General features: G+C 53.5%; 23 protein-coding genes. 11 read left to right on the top strand and 12 right to left on the bottom strand.

Annotated features, from left to right (window positions below):
- Positions 1 to 179 precede the first annotated feature (179 nt).
- On the top strand, positions 180 to 3,488 hold the full coding sequence (locus tag E0L16_RS17610; protein WP_165498420.1) for an autotransporter outer membrane beta-barrel domain-containing protein: 3,309 nt from the start codon (positions 180 to 182) through the stop codon (positions 3,486 to 3,488).
- A gap of 86 nt (positions 3,489 to 3,574) precedes the next feature.
- Here E0L16_RS17610 and E0L16_RS17605 read toward each other — a convergent pair whose 3' ends face one another.
- The 3 genes from E0L16_RS17605 to E0L16_RS17595 all read right to left on the bottom strand — a co-directional run bounded on the left by E0L16_RS17605 (position 3,575) and on the right by E0L16_RS17595 (position 6,268).
- Entirely contained in the window at positions 3,575 to 4,336 is a 762-nt protein-coding gene (locus E0L16_RS17605) for an OBAP family protein (protein ID WP_063866814.1), read from the bottom strand.
- A gap of 242 nt (positions 4,337 to 4,578) precedes the next feature.
- A complete protein-coding gene (locus tag E0L16_RS17600) occupies positions 4,579 to 5,847 on the bottom strand; it encodes a Y-family DNA polymerase (protein ID WP_107535273.1) in 1,269 nt (422 codons plus the stop codon).
- 1 nt (position 5,848) lies between these two features.
- On the bottom strand, positions 5,849 to 6,268 hold the full coding sequence (locus E0L16_RS17595) for a translesion error-prone DNA polymerase V autoproteolytic subunit (protein WP_063866815.1): 420 nt from the start codon (positions 6,266 to 6,268) through the stop codon (positions 5,849 to 5,851).
- A gap of 326 nt (positions 6,269 to 6,594) precedes the next feature.
- Between E0L16_RS17595 and E0L16_RS17590 the strand changes: the two genes are divergently transcribed.
- On the top strand, positions 6,595 to 6,834 hold the full coding sequence (locus tag E0L16_RS17590; protein WP_006808847.1) for a DinI family protein: 240 nt from the start codon (positions 6,595 to 6,597) through the stop codon (positions 6,832 to 6,834).
- 189 nt (positions 6,835 to 7,023) lie between these two features.
- On the opposite strand, the gene E0L16_RS17585 is transcribed toward E0L16_RS17590, so the two are convergent.
- Both E0L16_RS17585 and dcp read right to left on the bottom strand, forming a co-directional pair.
- Positions 7,024 to 7,827: a DUF6694 family lipoprotein gene (locus tag E0L16_RS17585; RefSeq protein ID WP_107535272.1), complete on the bottom strand. Its 804-nt coding sequence runs from the start codon at positions 7,825 to 7,827 to the stop codon at positions 7,024 to 7,026.
- Between the two features lie 139 nt (positions 7,828 to 7,966).
- Positions 7,967 to 10,000, bottom strand: coding sequence for a peptidyl-dipeptidase Dcp (gene dcp / locus E0L16_RS17580; protein WP_131637576.1), 2,034 nt, complete (start codon positions 9,998 to 10,000; stop codon positions 7,967 to 7,969).
- 143 nt (positions 10,001 to 10,143) lie between these two features.
- On the opposite strand from dcp, the gene ydfG reads away from it, so the two are divergent.
- Entirely contained in the window at positions 10,144 to 10,890 is a 747-nt protein-coding gene (gene ydfG / locus E0L16_RS17575) for a bifunctional NADP-dependent 3-hydroxy acid dehydrogenase/3-hydroxypropionate dehydrogenase YdfG (RefSeq protein WP_063866818.1), read from the top strand.
- A 90-nt stretch (positions 10,891 to 10,980) separates the two neighbouring features.
- Entirely contained in the window at positions 10,981 to 11,667 is a 687-nt protein-coding gene (locus E0L16_RS17570) for a GntR family transcriptional regulator (protein WP_131637574.1), read from the top strand.
- Positions 11,668 to 11,701: 34 nt separating this feature from the next.
- On the opposite strand, the gene E0L16_RS17565 is transcribed toward E0L16_RS17570, so the two are convergent.
- Positions 11,702 to 12,133 (bottom strand): universal stress protein, encoded by a 432-nt coding sequence (locus E0L16_RS17565; protein WP_131637572.1) that lies wholly within the window; start codon positions 12,131 to 12,133, stop codon positions 11,702 to 11,704.
- Positions 12,134 to 12,420: 287 nt separating this feature from the next.
- Between E0L16_RS17565 and ydfZ the strand changes: the two genes are divergently transcribed.
- Entirely contained in the window at positions 12,421 to 12,624 is a 204-nt protein-coding gene (gene ydfZ, locus E0L16_RS17560; protein ID WP_063451453.1) for a putative selenium delivery protein YdfZ, read from the top strand.
- Between the two features lie 44 nt (positions 12,625 to 12,668).
- Here ydfZ and E0L16_RS17555 read toward each other — a convergent pair whose 3' ends face one another.
- From E0L16_RS17555 to E0L16_RS17535, 5 genes are all read right to left on the bottom strand, one after another.
- Complete coding sequence (locus tag E0L16_RS17555; protein WP_131637570.1) at positions 12,669 to 14,132, bottom strand: mannitol dehydrogenase family protein; 1,464 nt, start codon at positions 14,130 to 14,132, stop codon at positions 12,669 to 12,671.
- Between the two features lie 223 nt (positions 14,133 to 14,355).
- Positions 14,356 to 15,732, bottom strand: a complete 1,377-nt coding sequence (locus E0L16_RS17550) for an MFS transporter (RefSeq protein WP_131637567.1) — start codon at positions 15,730 to 15,732, stop codon at positions 14,356 to 14,358.
- Positions 15,733 to 15,804: 72 nt separating this feature from the next.
- Complete coding sequence (locus E0L16_RS17545) at positions 15,805 to 16,824, bottom strand: Zn-dependent oxidoreductase (RefSeq protein ID WP_063866822.1); 1,020 nt, start codon at positions 16,822 to 16,824, stop codon at positions 15,805 to 15,807.
- A gap of 14 nt (positions 16,825 to 16,838) precedes the next feature.
- A complete protein-coding gene (gene manD, locus E0L16_RS17540) occupies positions 16,839 to 18,053 on the bottom strand; it encodes a D-mannonate dehydratase ManD (protein ID WP_063866823.1) in 1,215 nt (404 codons plus the stop codon).
- 110 nt (positions 18,054 to 18,163) lie between these two features.
- On the bottom strand, positions 18,164 to 18,490 hold the full coding sequence (locus E0L16_RS17535) for a YnfA family protein (RefSeq protein ID WP_131637565.1): 327 nt from the start codon (positions 18,488 to 18,490) through the stop codon (positions 18,164 to 18,166).
- A gap of 150 nt (positions 18,491 to 18,640) precedes the next feature.
- On the opposite strand from E0L16_RS17535, the gene E0L16_RS17530 reads away from it, so the two are divergent.
- Both E0L16_RS17530 and speG read left to right on the top strand, forming a co-directional pair.
- Positions 18,641 to 18,979, top strand: coding sequence for a DUF1283 family protein (locus E0L16_RS17530; RefSeq protein WP_063451459.1), 339 nt, complete (start codon positions 18,641 to 18,643; stop codon positions 18,977 to 18,979).
- On the top strand, positions 18,979 to 19,539 hold the full coding sequence (speG, locus tag E0L16_RS17525) for a spermidine N1-acetyltransferase (RefSeq protein ID WP_063451460.1): 561 nt from the start codon (positions 18,979 to 18,981) through the stop codon (positions 19,537 to 19,539). The genes E0L16_RS17530 and speG overlap by 1 nt, the downstream gene beginning before the upstream one ends.
- A gap of 17 nt (positions 19,540 to 19,556) precedes the next feature.
- On the opposite strand, the gene E0L16_RS17520 is transcribed toward speG, so the two are convergent.
- Positions 19,557 to 20,267 (bottom strand): YnfC family lipoprotein, encoded by a 711-nt coding sequence (locus E0L16_RS17520; protein WP_131637562.1) that lies wholly within the window; start codon positions 20,265 to 20,267, stop codon positions 19,557 to 19,559.
- A 169-nt stretch (positions 20,268 to 20,436) separates the two neighbouring features.
- Between E0L16_RS17520 and E0L16_RS17515 the strand changes: the two genes are divergently transcribed.
- The 4 genes from E0L16_RS17515 to E0L16_RS17500 all read left to right on the top strand — a co-directional run.
- Positions 20,437 to 21,240: a glycosyltransferase family 25 protein gene (locus tag E0L16_RS17515; RefSeq protein ID WP_131637560.1), complete on the top strand. Its 804-nt coding sequence runs from the start codon at positions 20,437 to 20,439 to the stop codon at positions 21,238 to 21,240.
- A 128-nt stretch (positions 21,241 to 21,368) separates the two neighbouring features.
- Positions 21,369 to 21,674: a DUF1161 domain-containing protein gene (locus tag E0L16_RS17510; RefSeq protein ID WP_045621663.1), complete on the top strand. Its 306-nt coding sequence runs from the start codon at positions 21,369 to 21,371 to the stop codon at positions 21,672 to 21,674.
- 130 nt (positions 21,675 to 21,804) lie between these two features.
- Positions 21,805 to 24,243: a selenate/tellurate reductase subunit YnfE gene (ynfE, locus tag E0L16_RS17505; RefSeq protein ID WP_131637558.1), complete on the top strand. Its 2,439-nt coding sequence runs from the start codon at positions 21,805 to 21,807 to the stop codon at positions 24,241 to 24,243.
- Positions 24,244 to 24,253: 10 nt separating this feature from the next.
- Positions 24,254 to 24,730: DMSO/selenate family reductase complex B subunit (locus tag E0L16_RS17500; protein ID WP_063843861.1), on the top strand; the 477-nt coding region annotated here is incomplete at its 3' end.

The following is a 24,730-nucleotide window of genomic DNA, read 5'->3' as shown; positions in this document are numbered from 1 at the left end:
GCCCGCTTCACCGTTTATAAAATCCTGAAAAACGAGGCTATCACAGGGCGAGGTCACTCGTTATTACAAATTATCAAGCCACATCGATAATTATTATATTCGTTTATGCTTTATTGAGCTCAGGTGTGAATTTATATTGAGGAACGTAAGCAATACTTTTTTAGACAAGGATGATTAATATGAAAAGGGTTTTTATGACGGCTGCATTAACGGGTTTATTTGTCAGTAATAATCTGTATGCAGGCGAAAGCTATCTGGTCTATAACCCACACAATATTGCGGTATTTGAAGTGCGTTTCTTTAATGTTGGCGACGGCCCCTTTATGCCGGACTGGCCGAATGCGTCTGAGTCAACCTGGGATCTTGGCCAGCAGCAAAAAGAAAAAATACTTGATGCCATGCGTTACTGGGCTGAGGTTATTAGCCCCAGCCCAGGGCAACTGCCCGCCATTATCAATGTGGGGACGTTTAACGATGAGAATGCCGCAGGTTCCAGCGATTCAGTTACCGACGGCATCATGAGTCTGACGCAGTTGCAGGGAGCATTGAACGGCATTGATACCGGAGAGCTGACCTTTGGCTCCCATGCCCAGTTCATCATGGGCAAACTGGATTTTGATAACGTTCCCTATGTGCCTGCGCAGCTGCCGCGCACTGGAAAGGCCGATCTGGTCAGCGTCGCTGTTCACGAGCTGGCCCATGGTCTGGGAATATCCAATATGGTTACCGATCTGCAAGGCAGTGGGACATTCACGCCCGCTTTTGATACCGTGCCTTTTGGCTCCTGGACCAGCCATCTGCGTGATGACCGTGGCAATCCTGCCCGACCAGGGCAGGTAATATTGTGTAATGGATGCAATAACACCTGGGATCCACAAGGCTTTGATGTACGGCTCGATAAAGGCTATTTCACCGGCAGGCACGTGGATGAAGTACTTGCAGGCGCCATGCCTGGCGTACCGGTGAAAATGTTAGCAGACGACGGTTCCGTCGATGATAACTACATGAGCCATATCGAGCTGAAAAACAGCATGATGAGCCATCAGAACTACCGCAATTACACAACGTTTATGGAAGCGGAACTGGCATTGCTGCAAGATATGGGATATCAGATTGACCGTCGTAACTTTTTCGGTTTTTCGCTGTATGGCAACGGGCAAACTCTCATTAACCGCAATGGATATTTTCTGCGTAATCAGCAGGCGGATGGCTATCTGGCGGGGCAATATAATACCGCTAATCTGGGGGTTGGCCTGCATGTGTATGGCAGTAATAACCATATCTTTCAACAAGCGGACCTGATGACATCTGGGAGTGGCGGCGCGGGCATCCGTATAGATGGGCAAAATAACACCCTGAGCATTGAACCCGGAGTACGGGTATATGCCGATGGCGAAAATGGCCGTGGGGTAATGTTTGCCTACGGTAAACAGCACAACCTTATTCAACGTGGCGACGTCCAGGCACTGGGAGCCCGTGGCGTCGCTATCAGTTTTGATTTTGGCAATAACCTCCTGGGTAACGACGTGGATTATCGTGGATCCTGGCTTCATATCGTGGACGGCTATTACGATGCGTTATTACCCGAGTTGCAGGGAGCGCTGGTAGATAATGCCGACATCAGCGGACGGGTTGCCGGTAAAGGCGCGGCGATTTATATTTCACCGAACGCGCTGGTCGGTAATATAAATATATTAACGGGTGCCCGGCTGGAAGGTGATATTTATTCGGACTACGCCCAGCGGGATGACGATGGCCAACAGCGGTTAACGCAGCTTACCTTCGGTCGGAAGGCCAATGCGTATGGCCAAGCGACGGAAGCTGCTGATGCTGATTTCAGCTTTACCTACCGCGGAAACATTGAAGGTATCAATAATCTGGCACTGGACGCGCACGGAGGGAAAACCTCGCTTAATGGCGATTTTCAGATTTACAGCATGACTATCGCGCCAGGTGCCAGCCTGTCCGGCAACGCCAGCTACACGCTTAATGAGGAAGGCCGCTTTGTAAATAACGGGATCCTTTCCCCGGGTAATTCCCTTGGGCAAATCACTCTATCCGGTGCTTATCAACAGGGTGATACCGGACAGTTGTTGTTGGAAGTCGACGGGCACGGCAGGCATGATACTCTGCGTGTGAACGGTCACGCACAATTTGACGGTCAACTGACGTTTGCGCCGCAGCCGGACTGGTACGCCACAAACTGGCGTCTGAATACGCAAGATTTGCTAAAAACAGACTCTTCCGGCGGCAATTTCAGTGCCGTGAACAGCGTGCTCCGCTCACCCACGCTAACGCTGCAAACCACGCCTCAGGGAAAGAATGGCTGGCAGCTCTCAATGCTGCGCGCTTCAAACGCATACAGCCGGTATGCGCAGGACGCTAATGCGCGGCAGGTAGGGCAAGCGCTGGATAAAATTGTGGCAGAAGCTAAGTCGGATATTCAACCGCTGTACCGTACTCTGGATTTCTCCGCCACTGATGGCAGGAGTATCAGCAATGCCTTGCCGCAACTTTCTGCGGGCGCCTACAGCGCCATGTTCGCAAGTTCCCTTCACCGTGAACAACAGATAGCGCGGATCGTTGGCGGGCCGAATCCTGTGGCTATGCCGAAACAACTGGCGGAAGGCGAATGGCGCAGCTTTGCCATCCCCTTTGGCGGCGGCTTCTGGCAACAGCGTCAGGGTGACAGTGTAGGGTATGACGCCAGCAGTTATGGCATTGTATTCGGTGCTGAAAAACAAAACGATCAGAATCACAACTGGATTTATGGCTTTCATGGTGCGGTCAGCGGCCAGTCGGTGAAGGTGAAATCACCAGAAACCGCAACCGGAAAAACCACTGCGTTCGATCTGGGTATTCATGCTCGTTACGGCGCTGAAAGGTCCGAAGGAATGTATTTATTCGGCACTGGCCGATTGGGTATTGAAGACAGCTGGCTGGACAGAAACATTCATGTAGAAGCTTACGGAGCAAGCCACCATGCCACCTGGACCGGATTGTCAGGCTCTGTTACGGCCGGCGGGGGCTATCGATGGGCGCTAAATAATAATGTGAACGCCGGACCGGTAACTTCATTGAATTACACCACATTACATCGTCCCGGCGTGAAGGAAAGCGGCAATGACGGCAGCCGACTGATGCTGGGTTCGCAGACCTTCGATTCTCTGAGATCAAGTATCGGGGTGAATAGTAACTGGAATGTCCCCCTCGCTTCAGGGGCGTCGATAGCAGCTGAGTTGCAGCTTACCTGGGATCATGAACTGCTTGATGGCAACGTAGTGCAACACGCCTCTTTCGCCAACTATCGAAGCACAGGGTTTAGTTCCAGGAATCAGGTGACTGGCCGTGACGCTCTGGGCGTTAAGGCAGGTATGAGCTATAAAATCAACGCTGATGTCGAATTGGGCATCGGGGTTGAAAGCGAAATGTTTCGTTCTGGCTATGACTCGATCGCAGGTAATCTTTCAGCCACCTGGCGTTTCTGATGTCTGAGGACGAGAAAATAACAGGGCTGGTAATTTAACTCACCGTAGCCCCGGCGTTGCCGGGGTATTTCTGAAGGTTTTTGATATCAGAAATGGCTTGTGTCTCCCTGGCCATGCTCACCTGAACCTTCAACCCGCTTAAGCTGGATCTCTTCACCACGTTGCCAGGCATCAGCTCCCTTAGCAACGGGGTGCGCCACAATATCCTTACGTTCTTGTTTGATGGCTTGCGTGCTTACGTCAAAGCGTCGATCTCTGTCCGCCAGGAGTTTGGGGTCTAATTGCCCTTCCCCGGTAAAGCCCATCATTAGTGCCGGAATGCCGAGCGGCAGCTTTTTATCGCGATCGGTGTGCCAGGTATGCCAGGTCTTCCCGTAGGTATTCACAATTTTGCTCATCAATGCTTTGTCAGCCACTGCCGGTAAACCGGGAGCAATCAGACTGCCGGATTTCACTTCATATTGATGGCTGTGCCACAATTTTTTTTCTTCCGGCGGCAGTGTGTTAAACAAACGCTCACTAATGATGTACTCAACGCCCATTAAACGGGCATCTTTGGTGTTTCCGTCGTAGATCACCGCCTGCATCACGTCTTCATTCAAGACGGTTACATAATGATGGGCTTCCATCTGGCCATTTTTATCCCCGCTATAAAAATGGAAACCGTCCAGGTAGGCACTCATTGCATCAATGGGCGGACGGGACTGGATAAGCTGCGCACCGGCTTCAAGCGTGCTCGTTCCGACGGAGGTTTTTACACCCGGAACAGGCGTATTTGAAGGGGTGTTGTTCGCGCCGCAACCCACTAAAGTCAGGCTCGACAATAATAAAAGCGATAATGGTTTCATTGACCCTCCCTGTAAAAGTCACTTTACTGAAAGTAGTACATTAGCGCAGACACGCCAGGCGAATTTTTATTAAACCATCGGGCTAACTGGCGTACCTTCCGTTTAAACTGATTTTCTGAAATAAATAATGTAGAGGTGTCAGTTACCCTACGAAAATAAAGATCATGCGTCATCTGTTCAGGAATGCATCAACGGCGTTCTGTTGTGAATATCCTCTTATGGCACAAAACAGCCGTTAACATTCATCGAATCCTCAGTAAATCTGAATAGCGGGTCGTGTACCGCGGCGAAAGCATTTCACGCTTCATCTGCCATTGCTGCTGTATGCCCTGCCCGGCAAAGTAAAGCGTTCCCTTTCCATCTTTCGCGTTCAGGCGATCCAGCACTTCCATCAACTTTTCACTTCCGGCACGCGGCGCGCTGTTGTCAAACAAATTGAGCTGGGCAACGCCCTGGCTGAAGAAGTCTCCGAGCATAATGCCGGCTTTCTGGTAGCGGTGCCCCTCCTTCCAGATTTTGTCGAGGCACTTTACCGCAGCGTTGATAATGTCGCGGGAGTCCTGAGTGGGCGTGAGAAGCGTCATTGAGGCACTGTTGCCGTAATAGGGTTCGTTCAGCGCGAATGGAGAGGTCTTTACGAACGCCGAGATAAAGCGGCAATACTGGTGCTCGCCGCGTAACTTCTCAGCGCCACGGGCCGCATAGCTGCATATAGCCTGACGCACCTGCTCATATTCTGACACGCGTTCACCGAATGACCGGCTACAGACGATCTCCTGCTTTGCCGGTGCAAACTCTTCCAGGTCGAGGCACGGCTCGCCGCGCAGTTCCCGGACCGTTCGCTCCAGCACCACATTGAAGTGCTTGCGGATAATCCATGTGCTCTGCTCTGAGAGATCCAGCGCCGTTTTGATGCCCATCGCGTTGAGCTTCTTGCTGATGCGCCTGCCCACGCCCCACACGTCCTCTACAGGCACGATAGCCAACAGCCGACGCTGGCGGTCGATATTGGATAGGTCAACTACCCCACCCGTCTGCTGCTGCCATTTCTTCGCCGCGTGATTTGCCAGCTTCGCCAGCGTCTTCGTCTGGGCTATACCCACGCCGATCCTCAGGTGTGTACGCTTCAAAACCGTTTCGCGGATCTCCTTGCCAAAATCAGTCAGGTCCCGGCAGTTTCGAACCCCGGTGAGGTCACAAAAGGCCTCGTCAATGGAATATATTTCGACGCGCGGGCTTATTTCTTCCAGCGTGGTCATAACCCGGCTGGACATGTCAGCGTAAAGTTCATAGTTACTGCTGAAGCAAACCACGCCGGCGCGCCGGAACAGGTCTTTCTGCTTAAAGTATGGCGCCCCCATGGTAACGCCAGCGGCTTTGGCCTCTGCGCTGCGCGCTATCACGCAACCGTCGTTATTTGAGAGGACAACCACCGGTCGGCCTCTCAAATCTGGCCTGAATACCGTCTCGCATGATGCATAGAATGAATTCACATCACAGAGCGCAAACATATCAGCTGGCCGATTTAACAATAAAAGTGACCACGCCGAAGACGTCCAGCGTGTCTTCACTGCCAACGATAATCGGCGAATAAGCGCTGTTCATCGGATTGAGTTGAACATGAGGCCGCAGTTGCAGGCGCTTAACGGTAAATTCCCCTTCTACCGCGGCGATAACAATATCTCCGTGCTCGGCCGTTCGGGAACTATCGACCACCAGCAAATCGCCGTCGCTTATTCCTCCTTCAATCATCGAATCACCCGCGGCTTTAACGAAATATGTCGAGCTGGGGTGGGCAACCAGAAGTTCATTAAGATCAATGCGCTGCTCCACATAGTCGGCAGCCGGGCTTGGGAATCCGCACTGAACTAAATCGCTGAAAAGCGGAAGCGCGACAATCTCACGCAGTTCTGTAGGTCTGATAAATTCCATTACGCATACCTCTACTACTGTTTTTATATACAGTAGTTTTGTTTTGAAGCGCACGCAAGCCAGCTGAACCGTAGCGACTGTTTAAACCTTCACCGTTTCGTTTGTAAGTTTCTCTCTGGCTTCAAATTATAGTTTTTGTAAATTTTACGATTAAACGCTTCGACTGCTCGTTTTAAACGCTAAATGAATAGATTGTCATCAACTCAGACAAAATGAAGAGCGGCATGGCATTTCTTTAGCCAGAATGCTGTTTGACTGTACCCATATACAGTAGTATTTTTACGTGCAGGCAGAATCGCACAATTAATATTCATAGGGAAAAAATAATGTTTGTTGAACTGGTTTATGACAAGCGAAACGTACAGGGGCTGGAGGGAGCCAGGGAGATAATTCTGGCTGAACTGACAAAACGTGTGCACCGGATTTTTCCTGATGCCAGCGTGACGGTTAAGCCGATGCAGGCGAACGGCCTGAATAGCGATGCCAGCAAAAGCGACCGGGAAAAGCTGAACCGTATGCTTGAGGAGATGTTTGAAGAGTCGGACATGTGGCTGACGCAAGAGTAACCAGCGTTTAGCAACAGGGAAACCCGCTATGGCATATGGCCAGGTTTCCCTGTCATCGACGTACAATAAACGCAGGGCAGGTGTTTATTAATATCGCTTCATTGTGTTGACTGGCGCCCTTTCTGACCAGTCAGGCCTTTCTCCAGGCATAAAAAAACCCGCCAAAGCGGGTTAAGTAGTGGTGACAGCTCAAAGGTATTTTTTCTTTAAATCTTCAAGCCTGCTGTTATCTTGCTCTGTAAAACCAGATGCATCAAACAGCGCCTCTTTATCTGCACCATTCACTCTCGTTACCGTAACTGTGAAGACGGCGTCAGCTGGAGCATCAACCTGGCCCCATTCAGAGAACTTATTCGGAGCCAAAGCCCAGGTGGCTTCTTCATTCGGTTCCAGCCCACCAGCAATTTCGTAGTTGAAATCTTTTTCCAGCCACGGGACTGAGCGTCCATCACTGGCTATAACCCCATGGAAGAACACCCGGGAAATCGCTTTATCAGTATTGTTTTTCACAACAAGTTTAATTACAGGCTGTGGTTTGCCGTACTCCTCAGGCTCCAGGGTAAATCGAGATGATAAAACCTGCACTTTTTTTAGCTCTTCTTTGGCCTTTCCGGAGTCAGCTTTTTTCTGTTCCAGCTCTTTGATTTCCTGAAGCGCCTGCTCTTTCTGCTTGAGTTCTCGCTCGGCAGTTACTTGCTGAGCATAAGAGATGATTTCCTCAGCTGTTTTGCCAGACAAAGGTTCGCGCATCTTCTTACTTAAGTCTTCTTTGTCACTCTCTGAAGATGCATGCATTAGGTCAGCCATATTGATGTTACTAAAAGCGACAACTTTTAAGGCACTATCAAATTCCTCCCGTTTATTCTCCGGAAGTGACTCTCTGACTTTTGCTATTGATGATTTCATTGCGTCATCAGTTGATGAATCAATTTTGGGTTTATCGCACCCAGCAAGTAGGCAAGAGAGTAATAAAACGCCAATAATTTTTTTCATGTCCCTATTCCATCAGTAAATATTCGGAACAATCCTATCAGGAATTAACTCAACGACAAAACATGCATAACGAGCATTAATGTGATTTCGCGGCATTCCAGCTAAGGCCGCCCGGTTCTGTTTCCACCCTAAAAAGCCCTTAAGCACTCAATCCACGGTTCTCCAGCATCGGTTCAATCTTCGGATCGTGCCCACGCCAGTTCCGGTAAAGTTCAGCTAAATCAGTACTATTTCCGCGCGACAAAATCGCCTCGCGGAATGTCTGTCCGTTTTCGCGCGTCAAACCGCCCTGCTCGACAAACCACTGGTAGCCATCGTCCGCCAGCATCTGCGTCCACAGGTAGGCGTAATACCCCGCCGCGTAGCCGCCGCCGAAGATATGGGCGAAATAGCTGCTGCGATAGCGCGGCGGTACGGCAGGAAGATCCAGCCCCTCTTTTTTCAACGCGGCGGCTTCAAAGGCTTCCACGTCCTCAACCGGCACCTGAATGCCGTGCCAGTTTATATCCAGCAGCGCGGCGCTCAGCAGCTCCGTCATGTCATAACCCTTGTTAAACTGGGTCGCGTTGAGCATTTTTTCCCGCAGCGCATCCGGCATCGGCTCGCCGGTTTGGTAGTGACGGGCAAAGTGTGCAAACACCTGCGGATGGCTGGCCCAGTGTTCATTGATTTGCGACGGGAATTCAACAAAATCACGCGGCGTGTTGGTGCCAGAAAGCGTGGCATAGCGCTGGCTGGCAAACAGGCCATGCAGCGTGTGGCCAAACTCGTGGAACAGGGTAATCACATCGTCCCAGGAGATCAGCGCGGTCTGCCCGTTAGCCGGTTTTTGATAGTTGCAGACGTTGTAAATCACCGGACGCGCGGCAAACTCGTAAGATTGCTCAACGAAATTTCCCATCCACGCGCCGCCGGCTTTGGAATCACGCGCGAAGAAGTCGCCGTAGAACAGCGCCATGCCTTCACCCGTATGATCGAAAATCTCCCACACGCGCACGTCCGGGTGATAGACCGGGATATCGAAACGCTCGACAAAGCGAATGCCGAACAGCTGCGTGGCGGTCCAGAATACGCCATCCTCCAGCACGGTATTAAGCGCGAAATAGGGTTTAATCTGCGATTCGTCCAGCGCATATTTCGCTGAGCGCACGCGTTCGGCATAAAACGCCCAGTCCCAGGCCTGCACCGAAAAACCGCCCTGCTCGTCGTCAATGACCTTCTGAATATCTGCCTGCTCCAGCGCGGCCCTGTTGCGCGCCGCAGGAACTATCCCGCGCATGAATTCGAGCGCGGCATCCGGCGTTTTCGCCATCTGGTCGGCAATGCTCCAGCTGGCATAGTTTTCAAACCCGAGCAGCTGCGCCTGCCTTGCCCGTAACGCGGTAAGCCGACGGATCAGGTTGCGCGTATCGTTTTCGTCGCCTTTCTGAGTGCGTTCCCAGCCCGCATTAAACAGCTTTTTCCGCGTCTCGCGCTGCGTGAGTGCTGCCAGCGCGGGCTGTTGCGTGGTATTCAAAAGCGGGATCAGCCAGCGATCCGTCAGCCCTTTTTCTGCGGCAGCGTGAGCGGCGGAGTCTCTCTCCTCCGCGCTGAGCCCGTCAAGGTGTTGAGCATCGTCCACCACCAGCCCGCCCGCCTTGTTTGCAGCCAGCAGGCGCTGGTTGAACTGGCTGGTCAGGGTGGCGGCTTCGGTATTCAGGGCTTTCAGCTCGGCTTTTTCATCGGCGTTCAGTCGCGCGCCCGCCAGAACAAAGTGCTGATAGGTCTCCTCTGTCAGCCGACGGGATTCCGCATCCAGCGTGTCGCGATCCTGCCAGACGGCTTCCACGCGGGCGAAAAGCGTATCGTTTAGCCAGATATCGTTCGCCAGCCCGGCCAGTTCGGTGGAGAACTGCTCGTCCAGCGCCTGGAGATCATCGTTGGTGTGTGCGGACGTCATAGCGAAGAACACGCTGCTGACGCGCGACAACATGGCCCCGCTCTTTTCCAGCGCCAGCACGGTGTTATCGAAATCCGGCGCGGCGCGCTGCGCGATAATCACGTCAATGTCAGCACGCTTGAGGCGCATTGCTTCATCAAACGCCGGGCGATAGTGGCTGTCTTCTATCACATCAAAACGCGGGGCCTGATAAGGCAGCAGGCTCACGTCAAAGAAAGGGTTGTTGACCGACATCGTTTACTCCTGAGCACGGTATTTCTCACCAGAGTAGGCCAGCCTGCTCCGGCCTGCAATGCCGTCATACAAATGTTGCCTTAACGACCCGCCCGAGAGCGTGCTATGGTAGTACAACACAAAAAGCGTTGAGGAACAGTGAGATGATTATTTTAGTTACCGGGGCGACGGCAGGTTTTGGTGAAAGCATCACGCGTCGCTTCGTCGCCAACGGACACAAGGTGATTGCAACGGGTCGTCGTCAGGAGCGTTTGCAGGAGCTGAAAGACGATCTGGGCGACAGCATCCTGACCGCGCAGCTGGACGTGCGCAACCGTGCCGCCATTGAAGAGATGATTGCAAACCTGCCTGCCGAATGGCGTGACATCGACGTGCTGGTCAATAACGCCGGCCTGGCGCTGGGCATGGAGCCTGCCCACAAAGCCAGCGTGGAAGACTGGGAAAACATGATCGACACCAACAACAAAGGCCTGGTGTACATGACCCGCGCCGTGCTGCCGGGCATGGTTGAACGTAATCGTGGTCATATCATTAATATCGGTTCCACCGCAGGCAGCTGGCCTTACGCGGGCGGCAACGTCTATGGCGCAACCAAGGCCTTTGTACGCCAGTTCAGCCTGAACCTGCGCACCGACCTGCACGGTACCGCCATCCGCGTAACCGACGTTGAGCCGGGCCTGGTAGGCGGAACGGAATTCTCCAACGTGCGCTTCAAGGGTGACGACGCGAAAGCGGATAAAACCTATGAAAATGCAAATGCGCTGACGCCGGAAGATATCACCGAAACCGTCTGGTGGGTCGCGACGCTGCCGAAGCATGTCAACATCAATACTGTTGAGATGATGCCCGTCAGCCAGACCTATGCCGGACTCAGCGTGCATCGCGGGTAATTCACCCTTCCCGGCCTGCGGGCCGGGTATGTGATGACGGGTAAAAGAATGGTAGTATGTTCAGGTTAACTCTCTTAGAAATCACAACCCATGGCCGCTGAATCGCAACTTAATCCTACCCAGCCCGTTAATCAGCAAATTTATCGCATCTTACGCCGTGATATCGTTCGCTGCCTGATCCCGCCGGGAACGCCGCTCTCAGAAAAAGAGGTTTCGGTACGTTTTGACGTTTCCCGTCAGCCCGTGCGCGAGGCGTTTATTAAGCTTGCAGAAAACGGCCTTATTCAGATCCGCCCTCAGCGCGGCAGCTACGTGAATAAAATTTCGCTTTCGCAGGTGCGTAACGGCTGTTTTGTTCGCCAGGCCATCGAGTGTGCCGTTGTGCGTCGCGCCGCGTCGCTCATCAACGACAACCAGTGTTACCAGCTGGAGCAAAACCTGCATCAGCAACGCATTGCCATCGATCGCAAACAGTTAAACGACTTTTTCCAGCTGGACGATGAGTTTCACCAGAAACTGGCGCAGATCGCCGAGTGCCAGCTCGCGTGGGATACCGTCGAAAACATCAAGGCCACCATCGACCGCGTGCGCTATATGAGCCTCGACCACGTGTCTCCGCCAGAAATGCTGCTGCGCCAGCATCACGATATTTTCAGCGCGCTGGAAAAACGCGACGTGGAAGCCGTAGATAAAGCAATGACGCTTCACCTCCAGGAAATTAGCGAGTCGGTTCAGTTAATTCGTCAGGAAAACAGCGAGTGGTTTAGCGAAGAATAAAACCTCGCCGCCCCTTTCGGTTGCGGCGAAGCGATTAGCGAACCACTAATACCGGAATAGTGGCGTAGCGCAGGATAGTTTCAGCATTCGAACCCAGCAGATGCGTTGTGATACTCGGATTTTTCGATCCGATAACGATGACATCATATTTCCCCTCTTTGCTGAGCTTGATGATTTCATCCCGTACGTTGCCGAAGCGTACTTCACAGTCAATATTGTCCGAGGACATATCAAAGAGCCGTTTCAGTGCTTTCATCTTCTTATCAGACTCGGCGGTCATATACTCTTCGAATTTCTTAATATCGGCATTGAACCCCCGCAGTAACGAACGGCTGCTGTTAGGGAGAATGTTGACCAGGGTGATGGTCGCGCCTTCCGCCTTCGCGAGGTTGGCCGCATGGCGTACCGCTTTGTCGCTCAAGTCCATTTCAAACACGTCAACAGGCATCAAAATTTTCTTATACATAAGCCTGACTCCTTTTCCAGTGAAGGGTTATTTTCTGCTTCCAGAATGGCATTGCGGAGATAAACAAAGCCTAAACACTTGCATCCTGAAATTATCAATTAAGGAAAATAACTGTCCGCTTTGTAAAGCGGTGTCCTGAACCGTCAACGCCATCATGAAATAAGAAAAAAGTGTGAGCTTGATCAAAAGCAAATAATTTCGTTTAAGAGAGGCGTATTAATAGTGCCCCGTGAACGGCAGTCGTTGAATTAGCGCCGTAACGGATAAGTGAGAGAGGAGAAAATACCATGATGACATACGACCGTAACCGAAATGCAATCACCACCGGCAGCCGCGTCATGATTAGCGGCACAGGCCAGTTCGGCGTGATTAAAGCGATCCACAGCGACGGCCTTAATGCCGAGCAGGTGCGTCGTAATAAAACGGTTGAAGTGGACGGATGCGAAGGTAAGTTCGAACCGATTGAGCTGATTCGCCTGGGGATGCACTAAGCCGTGCCCCGACATGCCGCCGCGAACGGCGGCATGTCATAGCGTTAAAGCTGAGCGGCGTACTCCGCAACCGTGGCCTTCGCGCCTTTTTGCAGCAACATCTGATAGGCCTGCATGACCGCCGCCACAAACACCGCGTCCTTCGGCAGCTCGTTACCGAAAATAGACTCAATGCCCAACAGCGCATTAACGCGGCTTTCCCCTTCAGGGCTACCGTTTACTGCCGCCTGAATCACCGCCAGCTGCGGATCGCTCACCTCAATCGCGTTACCCTGCTCATCCACACCGCCGACATAACGCATCCAGCCCGCCACGCCCAGGGCCAGCAGCGGGAAAGGCTTCTGGTGGACAAGGTGCCAGCGCACGGAATCGAGCATGCGCTGCGGCAATTTCTGGCTGCCGTCCATGGCGATTTGCCAGGTGCGGTGGCGCAGTGCCGGATTGCTGTAGCGCGCGATCAGCTGGTCGGCATAACGACCTAAATCCACGCCTTTCACTTTCAGCGTCGGCGCCTGCTCTTTCAGCATCAGCGCATGCGCGGCGATACGGTAATGTTCATCTTCCATGCAGTCATTAATGTGCTGATAACCGGCCAGGTAGCCAAGATAGGCCAGGAACGAGTGGCTGCCGTTAAGCATTCTCAGCTTCATCTCTTCAAACGGAATGACATCAGAAACCAGTTCCGCACCGGCCTTTTCCCACTCAGGACGGCCTGCAACGAAATTGTCTTCAATCACCCACTGGCGGAACGGCTCGCAGGCCACGCCTGCCGGATCGCGTACGCCAGTCAGCTGCTCGATTTTATCCAGCGTGTCGGCCGTGACGGCGGGTACAATACGATCCACCATGGTTGACGGGAAAGTGACGTTCGCTTCGATCCAGTCTGCCAGTTCGCCATCAACAGCGCGCGCGTAGGCACAGGTCACATTGCGCATCACGTGGCCGTTCTCCGGCATGTTATCGCAGGACATCACGCTGAATGCCGGTAGCCCCGCCGCCTTGCGACGCGCCAGAGCTTCCACCACCACGCCCGGTGCAGATTTTGGCTGATGCGGGTTTTGCAGGTCTGCAACGATTAACGGATGATCGAGCATCAGTTCTCCGGTTGCCGGTGAGTGACAATACCCTTTCTCGGTGATGGTGAGCGACACAATGGCAACCTGCGGCTCGCACAGGGCCGCCAGCACGGTTTCCAGCCCGTCCACCTGCGCATGGAGCGCGGTTTTAACAACGCCAACCACGCGTGCCGTCCAGGCATCGGCTGACATTTCTGCCACGGTATAAAGGTTATCCTGTGCCTTCAGATCGGCGATCTGCTGTTCGCCGCCAATCAGGTTAACTTCGCAGTAACCCCAGTCGCTGCCCTGTTCTGCGGCGAGTATGTCGGTGTACACCGCCTGGTGCGCGCGGTGAAACGCGCCAAACCCTAAATGAACAATGCGTGCCTTAAGGCTGCTGCGATCGTACTGCGGACGCGTTGCCTTCGCCTGTAATAACCGGTTTTCCATGATTGAGACTCGTTAATTAATGAAAGCTGTGATCCGCTGCCGCTTGCTTAACAAAGCGGCAGCGCCTGCTGACTACACCAACTAGAATGGCAGTCGGAGTCAAAAAACGCTGCCATTAACCATACTGATACGTCGTTTTCAGATCTTGATTTACATTAACTTTTCGCCATGTGGTGTGACATCAGAGATAAGTTGTGTGATAGGTAGCACAAGATGTAAACCATTAGCGACGGGAAGAGAGCGCGCCGTAGGCTACCGACCCCTTATGAGACGCTTCTGCCGCATCTTCCGCTTCACTCAGATCGCGATCGCGCACTTCCGGCATCAGCAAAGCGGAGAGCAGCCCAATCAGCGAGTACGCTACCAGCATCGCCACAATCGGCCACCAGGACCCGGTCATGTTGCAGAAGATCCCCGCCAGCACCGGACCAAAGCCTACGGCCACCAGCCCACCCGCCTCTTTCGAGATCGCCATGCGGGTAAAGCGGTTCCGCGAACCAAACATCTCTGCCATGGTGATGTTTTCCAGCGCAAACAGCCCGAGCACCGCGAAGTTATGAATAACGATGATAGAGAGCATGATCACGCCCGGCGCGTAACTTTTATCGACGATGATCGACAGCATCGGGTAAGCCAGTATGATGGCTGAAATATTAAGGAGGATATACGGCAGACGGCGCCCCACTTTATCGGACAGCCAGCCCAGCAGCGGAATGGTGAGGAAGCCGAGAATCGAACTGATCATCAGCGCATCGGTTGGGATCGCCTTATCAAACAACAGCGTCTGCACCAGATACCCGGCAAGAAACGTCTGAATCAAACCTGAGTTCCCGGCCTGACCAAAGCGCAGCCCCGTTGCCAGCCAGAACGATTTGCTCTTAAACATCGCGCCTAATGAGGTATCCTGCGCCGCCGGCGCAACGGTTTCGGCGTCGTTAACCTTCTCAAACACCGGGCTCTCTTTAAGGTTCATACGCAGCCAGATGGCAAAGATCATCACCACGACGCTGGCGAGGAACGGCACGCGCCAGCCCCAGGCAATAAGCTCTTCACGATCGAGGGCAAAGAACATGACGGCCCAGATCGCCGTGGCGCTCAGCGTTCCGCAGTTGGTTCCCATGGCGACCAGCGAGGAGATGATGCCGCGTTTCCCCTTCGGCGCGTACTCCGCCAGCATGGTCCCTGCGCCGGAGATTTCCGCCCCCGCGCCCAGCCCCTGAATAATACGCAGCGTCACCAGCAGCACCGGTGCGAAAATCCCGATCTGCGCGGAGGTTGGCAATACGCCAATTAAGGTGGTGCAGATCCCCATCATGGTGATGGTGATAAACAGCACCTTTTTACGGCCAATTCTGTCCCCCATCCTGCCGAAGATAAATGCCCCGACGATACGCGCGATGTAGCCAGCGCCGTAGGTCCCCATCGCCAGGATCAGCGCCATGGCCGCAGACTGTTCAGGGAAGAAGATTTCATGGAATACCAGCGCGGCGCCAAGGGAGTAGAGCTGGAAATCCATAAACTCCAGGGCGGTGCCCAGCCAGCCAGATACGGCGGCCTTCACCAGGTCTGACGTACTTCTTTGAGGTTGTGCTTGAGTCATAATGGCTGTCTCTGAAAGGTAAGATGCGTACCACTTAGAGCCTGTCTTCGCAGGCTCTTAACCGCGTGATTTTTATTGGTCGAACGTGAGCAAGACTTTGCAGCACTGCCGCTGATCTTTTTCAAACAGTTCGATGGCGTCTGTAACGTGGTGATAGTCAAATGTGTGGGTGACCAGTTTTTCAGGGTCGATCAGCCCTTTTTCCAGCCAGTCGATAACGACCGGGAATTTGTTGGCATTCAGGCGCGACGAGAAAATTGACAGCTCTTTGCCGGTGATCCCCTGCTGCACGATCTGGCTCGGGTCGCTGGAGAAGCCCATCAGCACGATGCGTGCCGCCGGGGAAGCCAGCGTAATCGCTTCCTGCAAAATGGAGGGATGACAGGCAGCATCGATGATCAACGTCGGCTTGATCCCTTTTTCATCCAGCGCGGCCTGTAGCGATTGCTCTCCGTTGTTGAAGACCCAGTCTGCACCGCTGCGCTGCGCCATCGCCAGCCGCTCATCAATACGATCCACCACGATGACCTGCTTCACCTTGTAAACGCCCTTCAGCGCCTGCACGGTGACGAGCCCCATCGGGCCTGCGCCGTAGATCAGCGCCACGTCCTGTTCGGTGGGTTTCGCCTGCCCCGTGACGTTGGCGGCAATGGTGAAGGGCTCAACCATCACCGCGTGTTTGTCTGGGATCGCAGCCGGAATGTGCCAGGCGTTTTTTGCCGGCACAACGGCGTATTCGCTGAAGCCACCGTCGCGATGGACGCCCAGCACCACCAGCGAGGTGCACACGTTCGGTTTTCCGACGGAACACGGGTAGCAGTGCCCGCAGCTGATCACCGGATCAACCGAGACGCGCTGGCCCAGCCGGGAGCTTTCCACGCCTTCGCCAATCGCGTCTATCTCGCCAAAGAATTCGTGACCAATGACGCGCGGGTATTTCGCAAACGGGTTATGCCCGCGATAGATATGGCTGTCTGAACCACAGATCCCGGCCAGCCTGATTTTGACGCGGACCTCCCCTGCGCCCGGCAACGGGAGGGGACGCTCTTCAATCACCAGCGCATTGGGCTGTTGGATCACTACGCTTTTCATCATTCGCTCCTCGTTTACCAGTTCCAGAGGGTGCCGTCTTCCAGGCGGGCCACCGGCAGATAGGCCGGATCGTACGGGTATTTCGCCGCCAGCTTCTCGTCAAACTCGATGCCCAGCCCTGGCTTGTCGCCCGGGTGCATATAGCCGTTATCAAAGCGCCAGCTGTGCGGGAACACTTCCAGCATCTGCTCTGAGTACCCCATATACTCCTGCACGCCGAAATTCGGTACCCACAGGTCAAAATGCAGCGCCGCGGCGTGGCAAATCGGCGACAGATCCGACGGGCCGTGTGAACCGGTACGCACCTGATAGAGTGAGGCAAAATCCGCAATACGACGCATCCCGGTGATGCCGCCCGCGTGGGTTATGGTGGTGCGGATATAGTCAATGAGCTGCTCTTCAATCAGCTGCTTGCAGTCCCAGATGCTGTTAAACACCTCACCCACGGCAATCGGCGTGACGGTGTGCTGGCGGATAAGGCGGAAACATTCCTGGTTTTCAGCGGGAGTCGGATCTTCCATCCAGAACATGCGGAACTCTTCAATGCTCTTGCCGAACCGCGCCGCTTCGATTGGCGTCAGGCGGTGGTGCATGTCGTGGAGGAGATGTTCGTTGAAGCCAAACTGGCTACGCACGGCATCAAACAGTTTTGGCGTGAAATCAAGGTATTTCTCGGTGGACCACAGCTGCTCGTCCGGCCAGTCGCCTTTGGTTGCAGGCTCATACGCCAACCCTTTTCCTTTAGACATACCATAGGTGGTTTTCATCCCCGGCACGCCGCACTGCACGCGGATGGCCTTAAAACCCATCTCTTTGTGGCGGGCGTAGTCTTCCAGCACGTCATCAATGGTGTGTCCGGTGGTGTGACAATAGACCATCACCCCTTCGCGGGATGCGCCGCCCAACAGCTGGTAGAGCGGCATGTTCGCGGCTTTCGCTTTGATGTCCCACAGCGCCATATCCACGGCAGAGATCGCGGACATGGTGACCGGACCACGGCGCCAGTAGGCCCCTTTATAAAAGAATTGCCAGATATCTTCGATGCGGTGCGCATCGCGGCCAATCAGCTGTGGGCAAAGGTGATCCTTCAGGTAGGAGGCAACGGAAAGTTCACGTCCGTTCAGCGTGGCATCACCCAGGCCGACAATGCCCTCATCGGTCGTGATTTTAAGGGTGACAAAGTTACGCCCCGGGCAGGTGACAAATACTTCAGCCCCGACAATCTTCATAATCCATTTCCTTACATCTTCGTTGTGATGCAGGAAATTTACGCAACTACACTACTACCATACAAGTATAATGATCGTAAAATCAGCGGACGATCACATTATAAGGACGCTTATGAGCGTCCCCAGCCAGCCACGATGATCAACATGCCGCACAGGGCAACCACTGCGCCTGCCCAGTCGTACAGGCTTAGTCTGACGCCATCGACAACGCGCAGCCACAGCAGTGCGGTACAGACGTATACCCCGCCGTAGGCGGCGTAAACTCGTCCGCTGGCGGCCGGATGCAGGGTAAGCAGCCAGACGAAAAGGGCCAGCGCCACCCCGGCAGGGATCAGCAGCAGCGCGGAAGCGCCCCGCTTTAGCCAGAGCCACGGTAAAAAACATCCGATGATTTCACACAGCGCGGTCGCGAAAAAAAGCAGCGTCGTTTTGAACATTTTTCTCGTTTCGTGAGGATTGATTTAAACATCATACGCGATAATGCTCTCATCGTTCCCATACCTGCGGCGCGGGTATGACACCCTTTCGGATTGGTGTAGAATCCAACGGGGTAATCCGATTTTCTGCACCCGTTTAAAGGAAACGCTATGACTACATTAAGCAAACGCCTTTGTCTGACAGCCGCACTGGCGCTGTCCTCGTTCGCCTTTGCCGCAACGGCATCAGCCGAAACCAGCAAGCTCATCATTGAGTCTGGTGACAGCGCGCAAAGCCGTCAGAACGCCGCGATGGACAAAGAACAATGGAATGACACCCGCAGCCTGCGTCAGAAAGTGAATAAACGCGCTGAAAAAGAGTGGGATAAAGAGGATGTGGCGTTTGACGCGCGCGATAAGTGCCAGCAAAGTGCCAACGTCAACGCTTACTGGGAGCCTAACACCCTGCGCTGCCTGGATCGTCGTACTGGCCGCACGGTAGCACCGTAATGTCGAGGCTGTGTGACGTGAAGCTCCGTCCGCTGGAGCGCGAAGATTTACGCTTTGTTCACCAGCTCGACAACAATGCCAGCGTGATGCGCTACTGGTTTGAAGAGCCTTACGAGGCCTTTGTTGAGCTGTCCGATCTTTATGACAAGCATATCCACGACCAGAGCGAACGCCGGTTTGTGGTGGAGTGCGAAGGTGAAAAAGCCGGGCTGGTTGAACTGGTTGAGATCAACCACGTTCACCGTCGGGCGGAATTTCAGATCATTATTTCACCGGAACACCAGGGGAAAGGTCTTGCTTCGCGGGCGGCAAAGCTGGCGATGGATTACGGATTTAACGTCCTGAATCTCTACAAGCTTTACCTGATCGTCGATAAAGAGAACGAAAAAGCGATTCATATCTACCGTAAGCTGGGCTTTATGGTAGAAGGTGAACTGATCCATGAGTTCTTTATTAACGGCGAATACCGTAACACCATCCGCATGTGCATTTTCCAGCATCAGCATCTGGCCGGACATAAGTCCTCCTCTGCCAGCCTGCTTAAACCCACCGCGCAGTAACCTGCGCGGTTTTATTCTCAATAATATTCAATGCTGTTTTTGATGGTGTACTTGCGCTCAACGGCAGGTTTGACGCTGTCGTCGACGATCGCCAGTTCACAGCTCACCGGGTTGTTGTGGCGATCGTACTCGCAACTCTGCTTTACATTGCCCATCGGTTTATCGTTCAACAGGCTTACCGCCGTATAATCCATACGCTTGTGCAGATCTTTCGACGGCGTTGCATGGACCGATAAACGCTGGTCGCCGGACACCGTGGTTTTACCCAGCGGATAGCCGTCGGCGTCATACTGGTACTTTACTTCCATCTCTTTGCTGTGCGCGGCAACCACAAACCCGTTATCGTCGGTGTCCCACGTCACCCCGGCCGATGGCAGTTCCGCCAGCTGACATTTCCCCTGCAACTTCACCTTCTGCTGCTGGGTTTCAGCATCGACGTAGTAGTTCGCATCCAGCACCAGCGCAACGCCCGTGTTAGCCTCCAGATCGTGCAGTTCAAGCGTATCGAAACACCCTTCCTTCGACATCGTGCCGGTCACGCGTTTGGAGACTTCACCCTTGTCGTTGAACAGCGTCTGGGTAAAATCTTTCACCGGGCCGCGAAGAGGATCAAAGTCAAACTCGTTTGAAAAACTCGCCATCTCCGGCGTAAATGACAGCGGCGCGGTGTTGTTGTCACATCCCACCAGTACCGTTGCCAGTAGCGTTATCGCTGCGTATTTCTTCACATCATTTACCAAAGAATGAAAGGATTGTTGCACTTATAGTAGCAAAGAGCGTGGTAAGGATGGATAGCAATTTCAATTGTGCTATCCACACAATCCTTCTAGCAAAAACAATTTTTTATCATCCCTCAAATGTACTGAGCTATGTTGAATCGGTTCGAATACTGGTAAAATGCATGAATTTGGCCCAGCCATTCAGTCTTTAAGGGATGTTCAGAGTATGCGAACTTTTATAATCAATCTTCAACACTCGCTCGAACGCCGTGAAAAAATGGAATCTCAACTGTTAAAGTTAAACATCGCGCACGAATTTATTGAAGCTGTTGATGGGCGGAAAATGACTGAAGTTGAACGTAATAATGTCACACGCGAGTTGAATTATGCCTTTCTACCGGGTGAAGTCGGTTGCGCATTAAGCCATCAAAAAATATACAAAAAAATAATAAATGAAAATATCGAAGCAGCACTCATTCTCGAGGATGATGTCATACTAAACAGTGATCTGCATGAAATCTTGAATAGCGTGACGCTTAGCAAGACCAAACCTGAGATTCTTCTTTTGAGCCGGGTCAATAAATATTACAAAAAGCCGCTTAAATCCATTTGCGGCTCTTATAATATACATAAAACTCAGCAAGCCACGACTGCTCACGCTTATATTATTAATCAAAAAGCTGCCGGTAATCTCCTTCAACACCTTTACCCTGTATGGATGGTTTCAGATAAATGGAGCTTATTCGAAGATTTATCCTTGGCTAAAATTTACTCAATAGTACCCTTCCCAGTACGACTTTCTGAAGAAGCGAACGCTTCAACCATTAATGAATCAAAGGGCGAAGCCATCTTAGATGCTAAAAAGAAAGAAATTTGGAAGTTACTGATGCGAGAAAGACCTTTAGCTGCAAAGCTTCGCCACCGTTATCGACGCGCAATTACTCCACTGTTTAATCCAATAATCAATCAAGGCAAAGGGTAAGCTGACGATTCTTTTCAATGACTGGGCGTTTCAGCACTTCCAGGACAATTCAGAAAGAGGCACACTAAAACAAAAGCTTACCCTAACCCTGCTATGCTTATTATCTACACAGTGAAAAGGAGCTACAGATGAAACGGTTACCCTGGATTACCGCCCTGCTGTTAATGAGTGCTTCACCTGCGATTCTTGCGGCCCCGGACTCCTGCGAGCGCGTGAAAAGCGACATTCAGCAGAAGATTATCAACAACGGCGTGCCGGAGTCTGGCTTTACCCTGAACATCGTTCCGAACGATCAGGCCGATCAGCCGGATGCGCAGGTCGTTGGGCATTGTGCCAACGATACCTTCAAAATTCTGTACACCCGCACCAGCAGCGGCAACTACCCGGTAAGCGGGGCGGGAACGCAGGAGAATGCGCCTACTGAGCCGCAATGATTTTGCCACTCAATTCCCCTGATTTGACGAGGATTAATATTTAATACCTCCAAATAAGTAACACTCCCCCCATCATTAGCCCAGTTGTAGTCACGGGTGAAAATAATTATTACCAATGATGGGGTGAGTCATGTCCGAAGTTGAACATCACGGCGGGATAAGCCGTCGAGCTCTGGTTAAATCCACTGCCATAGGATCGCTGGCGCTTGCCGCCGGTGGGATCGCATTACCTTTCGGTTTGAAAAGCGCCGCCGCCGCAGTGCAAACCGCCGTGCAGCCCGCGGAAGACAAAGTCGTTTGGGGCGCCTGCTCGGTGAACTGCGGGAGCCGCTGCGCGCTGCGACTGCACGTACGCGATGACGAAGTTTATTGGGTTGAAACGGATAACACCGGCGAGGATATTTACGGCAACCATCAGGTTCGCGCCTGCCTGCGCGGTCGTTCTATCCGCCGTCGTATTAACCATCCTGACCGTCTGAACTATCCGATGAAACGCGTGGGCAAACGCGGAGAAGGTAAGTTTGAGCGTATCACCTGGGAAGAAGCGCTGGACACCATCGCCGCCAGCCTGAAAGGCGTGGTCGAAAAATACGGCAACGAAGCGGTCTACATTAATTACTCCTCCGGGATCGTAGGCGGAAATATCACCCGCTCCTCCCCTTACGCCTCGCTGGTCGCGCGCCTGATGAACTGCTACGGCGGCTTCCTTAGCCACTACGGCACCTACAGCACCGCGCAGATCGCCTGCGCCATGCCCTACACATACGGCAGCAACGACGGCAACAGCACCTCGGATATTGAAAACACTAAACTGGTGGTGATGTTCGGCAATAATCCGGCGGAAACGCGCATGAGCGGCGGCGGGATAACCTACTACCTCGAACAGGCACGCGAACGCTCTAACGCGCGGATGATCGTTATCGATCCGCGCTACACCGACACCGCCGCAGGGCGTGAAGACGAGTGGGTCCCCATTCGTCCGGGCACCGATGCCGCGCTGGTGGCGGGTATCGCGTGGGTGCTGATTACTGAAAATCTCGTCGATCAGCCTTTCCTCGATAAATACTGCGTGGGTTATGACGAAAAAACCCTGCCGGAAGGCGCACCTGCTAATGGTCATTACAAAGCCTATATTCTCGGCCAGGGTGATGACAAAACCGCGAAAACTCCGGAGTGGGCGTCGCGCATTACGGGCATCCCCGCCGATCGCATCATTAAGCTGGCCCGTGAAATCGGTTCGGCGAAACCGGCCTACATTTGCCAGGGCTGGGGCCCGCAGCGTCAGGCCAACGGGGAGCAAACCTCCCGCGCCATCGCCATGCTGCCGATCCTGACCGGCAACGTCGGCATTAACGGCGGCAACAGCGGCGCGCGCGAATCGACCTACACCATCACCATCGAACGCATGCCGCTACCGGAGAATCCGGTGAAAACGCAAATCTCCTGCTTTAGCTGGACGGATGCCATTGTCCGTGGCCCGGAGATGACCGCCCTGCGCGACGGCGTGCGCGGCAAGGATAAGCTCGATGTGCCAATCAAGTTCATCTGGAACTACGCGGGTAACACCCTCATCAACCAGCACTCCGATATCAACAAAACCCACGACATTTTGCAGGATGAGAGTAAGTGCGAAACGATCGTCGTCATCGACAACTTCATGACCTCTTCCGCGAAGTATGCCGATATTGTTCTGCCGGACCTGATGACCGTTGAGCAGGAAGATATCATCCCCAACGATTACGCCGGCAACATGGGCTACCTGATTTTCCTCCAGCCGGTTACCGCCCCGAAGTTCGAGCGCAAGCCCATCTACTGGATCATGAGCGAAGTGGCGAAACGCCTCGGACCGGATATCCATCAGAAATTCACCGAAGGCCGTACGCAGGAGCAGTGGCTGCACTATCTGTACGCTAAAATGGTCGCCAGAGATCCCCAACTGCCGTCCTACGACGCGCTGAAGAAAATGGGTATTTATAAGCGCAAAGATCCGAATGGACACTTTGTGGCCTATAAAAAATTCCGTGACGATCCGGACGCCAATCCACTCAAAACCCCGTCGGGGAAAATCGAAATCTACTCCAGCAAGCTGGCGGATATTGCGGCAACCTGGGAGCTGCAAAAAGACGAAACCATTACCCCGCTGCCGGTTTATACCCCAACTTTCGAAGGCTGGGACGCGCCCGAGCGCAGTAAATTCCCGCTGCAACTGTTCGGCTTCCACTTTAAAGCCCGCACCCACTCCAGCTACGGCAACGTGGATGTACTCCAGGCCGCCTGTCGCCAGGAGGTGTGGCTTAACCCCGTGGACGCCGGGAAGCGCGGCATTAAAAACGGGGACATGGTGCGCGTGTTTAACGACCGCGGCGAAGTGCGCATTGCCGCCAAAGTCACGCCGCGCATCATGCCCGGCGTGAGCGCGATGGGCCAGGGCGCCTGGCACGACGCCAACATGAACGGCGATCGCGTCGATCGCGGGTCTTGCATCAACACCCTGACCACGCACCGCCCGTCACCGCTGGCGAAAGGCAACCCGCAGCACACGAACCTGGTGCAGATCGAGAAGGCATAAGGAATAGACAATGACAACCCAGTATGGATTTTTTATTGATTCCAGCCGTTGCACCGGGTGCAAAACCTGCGAGCTGGCCTGCAAGGATTACAAAGACCTGACCCCGGACGTCAGCTTCCGTCGTATTTATGAATACGCAGGCGGCGACTGGCAGGAGGACAACGGCGTCTGGCATCAGAATGTCTTCGCCTATTACCTGTCGATTGCCTGCAACCACTGCGAAGATCCGGCCTGTACCAAGGTCTGTCCGAGCGGAGCAATGCACAAGCGCGACGACGGCTTTGTGGTGGTGGACGAAGACGTCTGCATCGGCTGTCGCTACTGCCACATGGCCTGCCCGTACGGCGCGCCGCAGTACAACGCCGCCAAAGGCCACATGACCAAGTGCGACGGCTGCCACAGCCGCGTCGCGGACGGCAAAAAGCCCATCTGCGTCGAGTCCTGCCCGCTGCGCGCGCTGGATTTTGGCCCGATTGAGGAGCTGCGT

The organism is Enterobacter quasihormaechei (genome assembly GCF_004331385.1).
GTDB lineage: Bacteria > Pseudomonadota > Gammaproteobacteria > Enterobacterales > Enterobacteriaceae > Enterobacter > Enterobacter quasihormaechei.
This window is presented reverse-complemented; position numbering and strand designations above follow the sequence as displayed.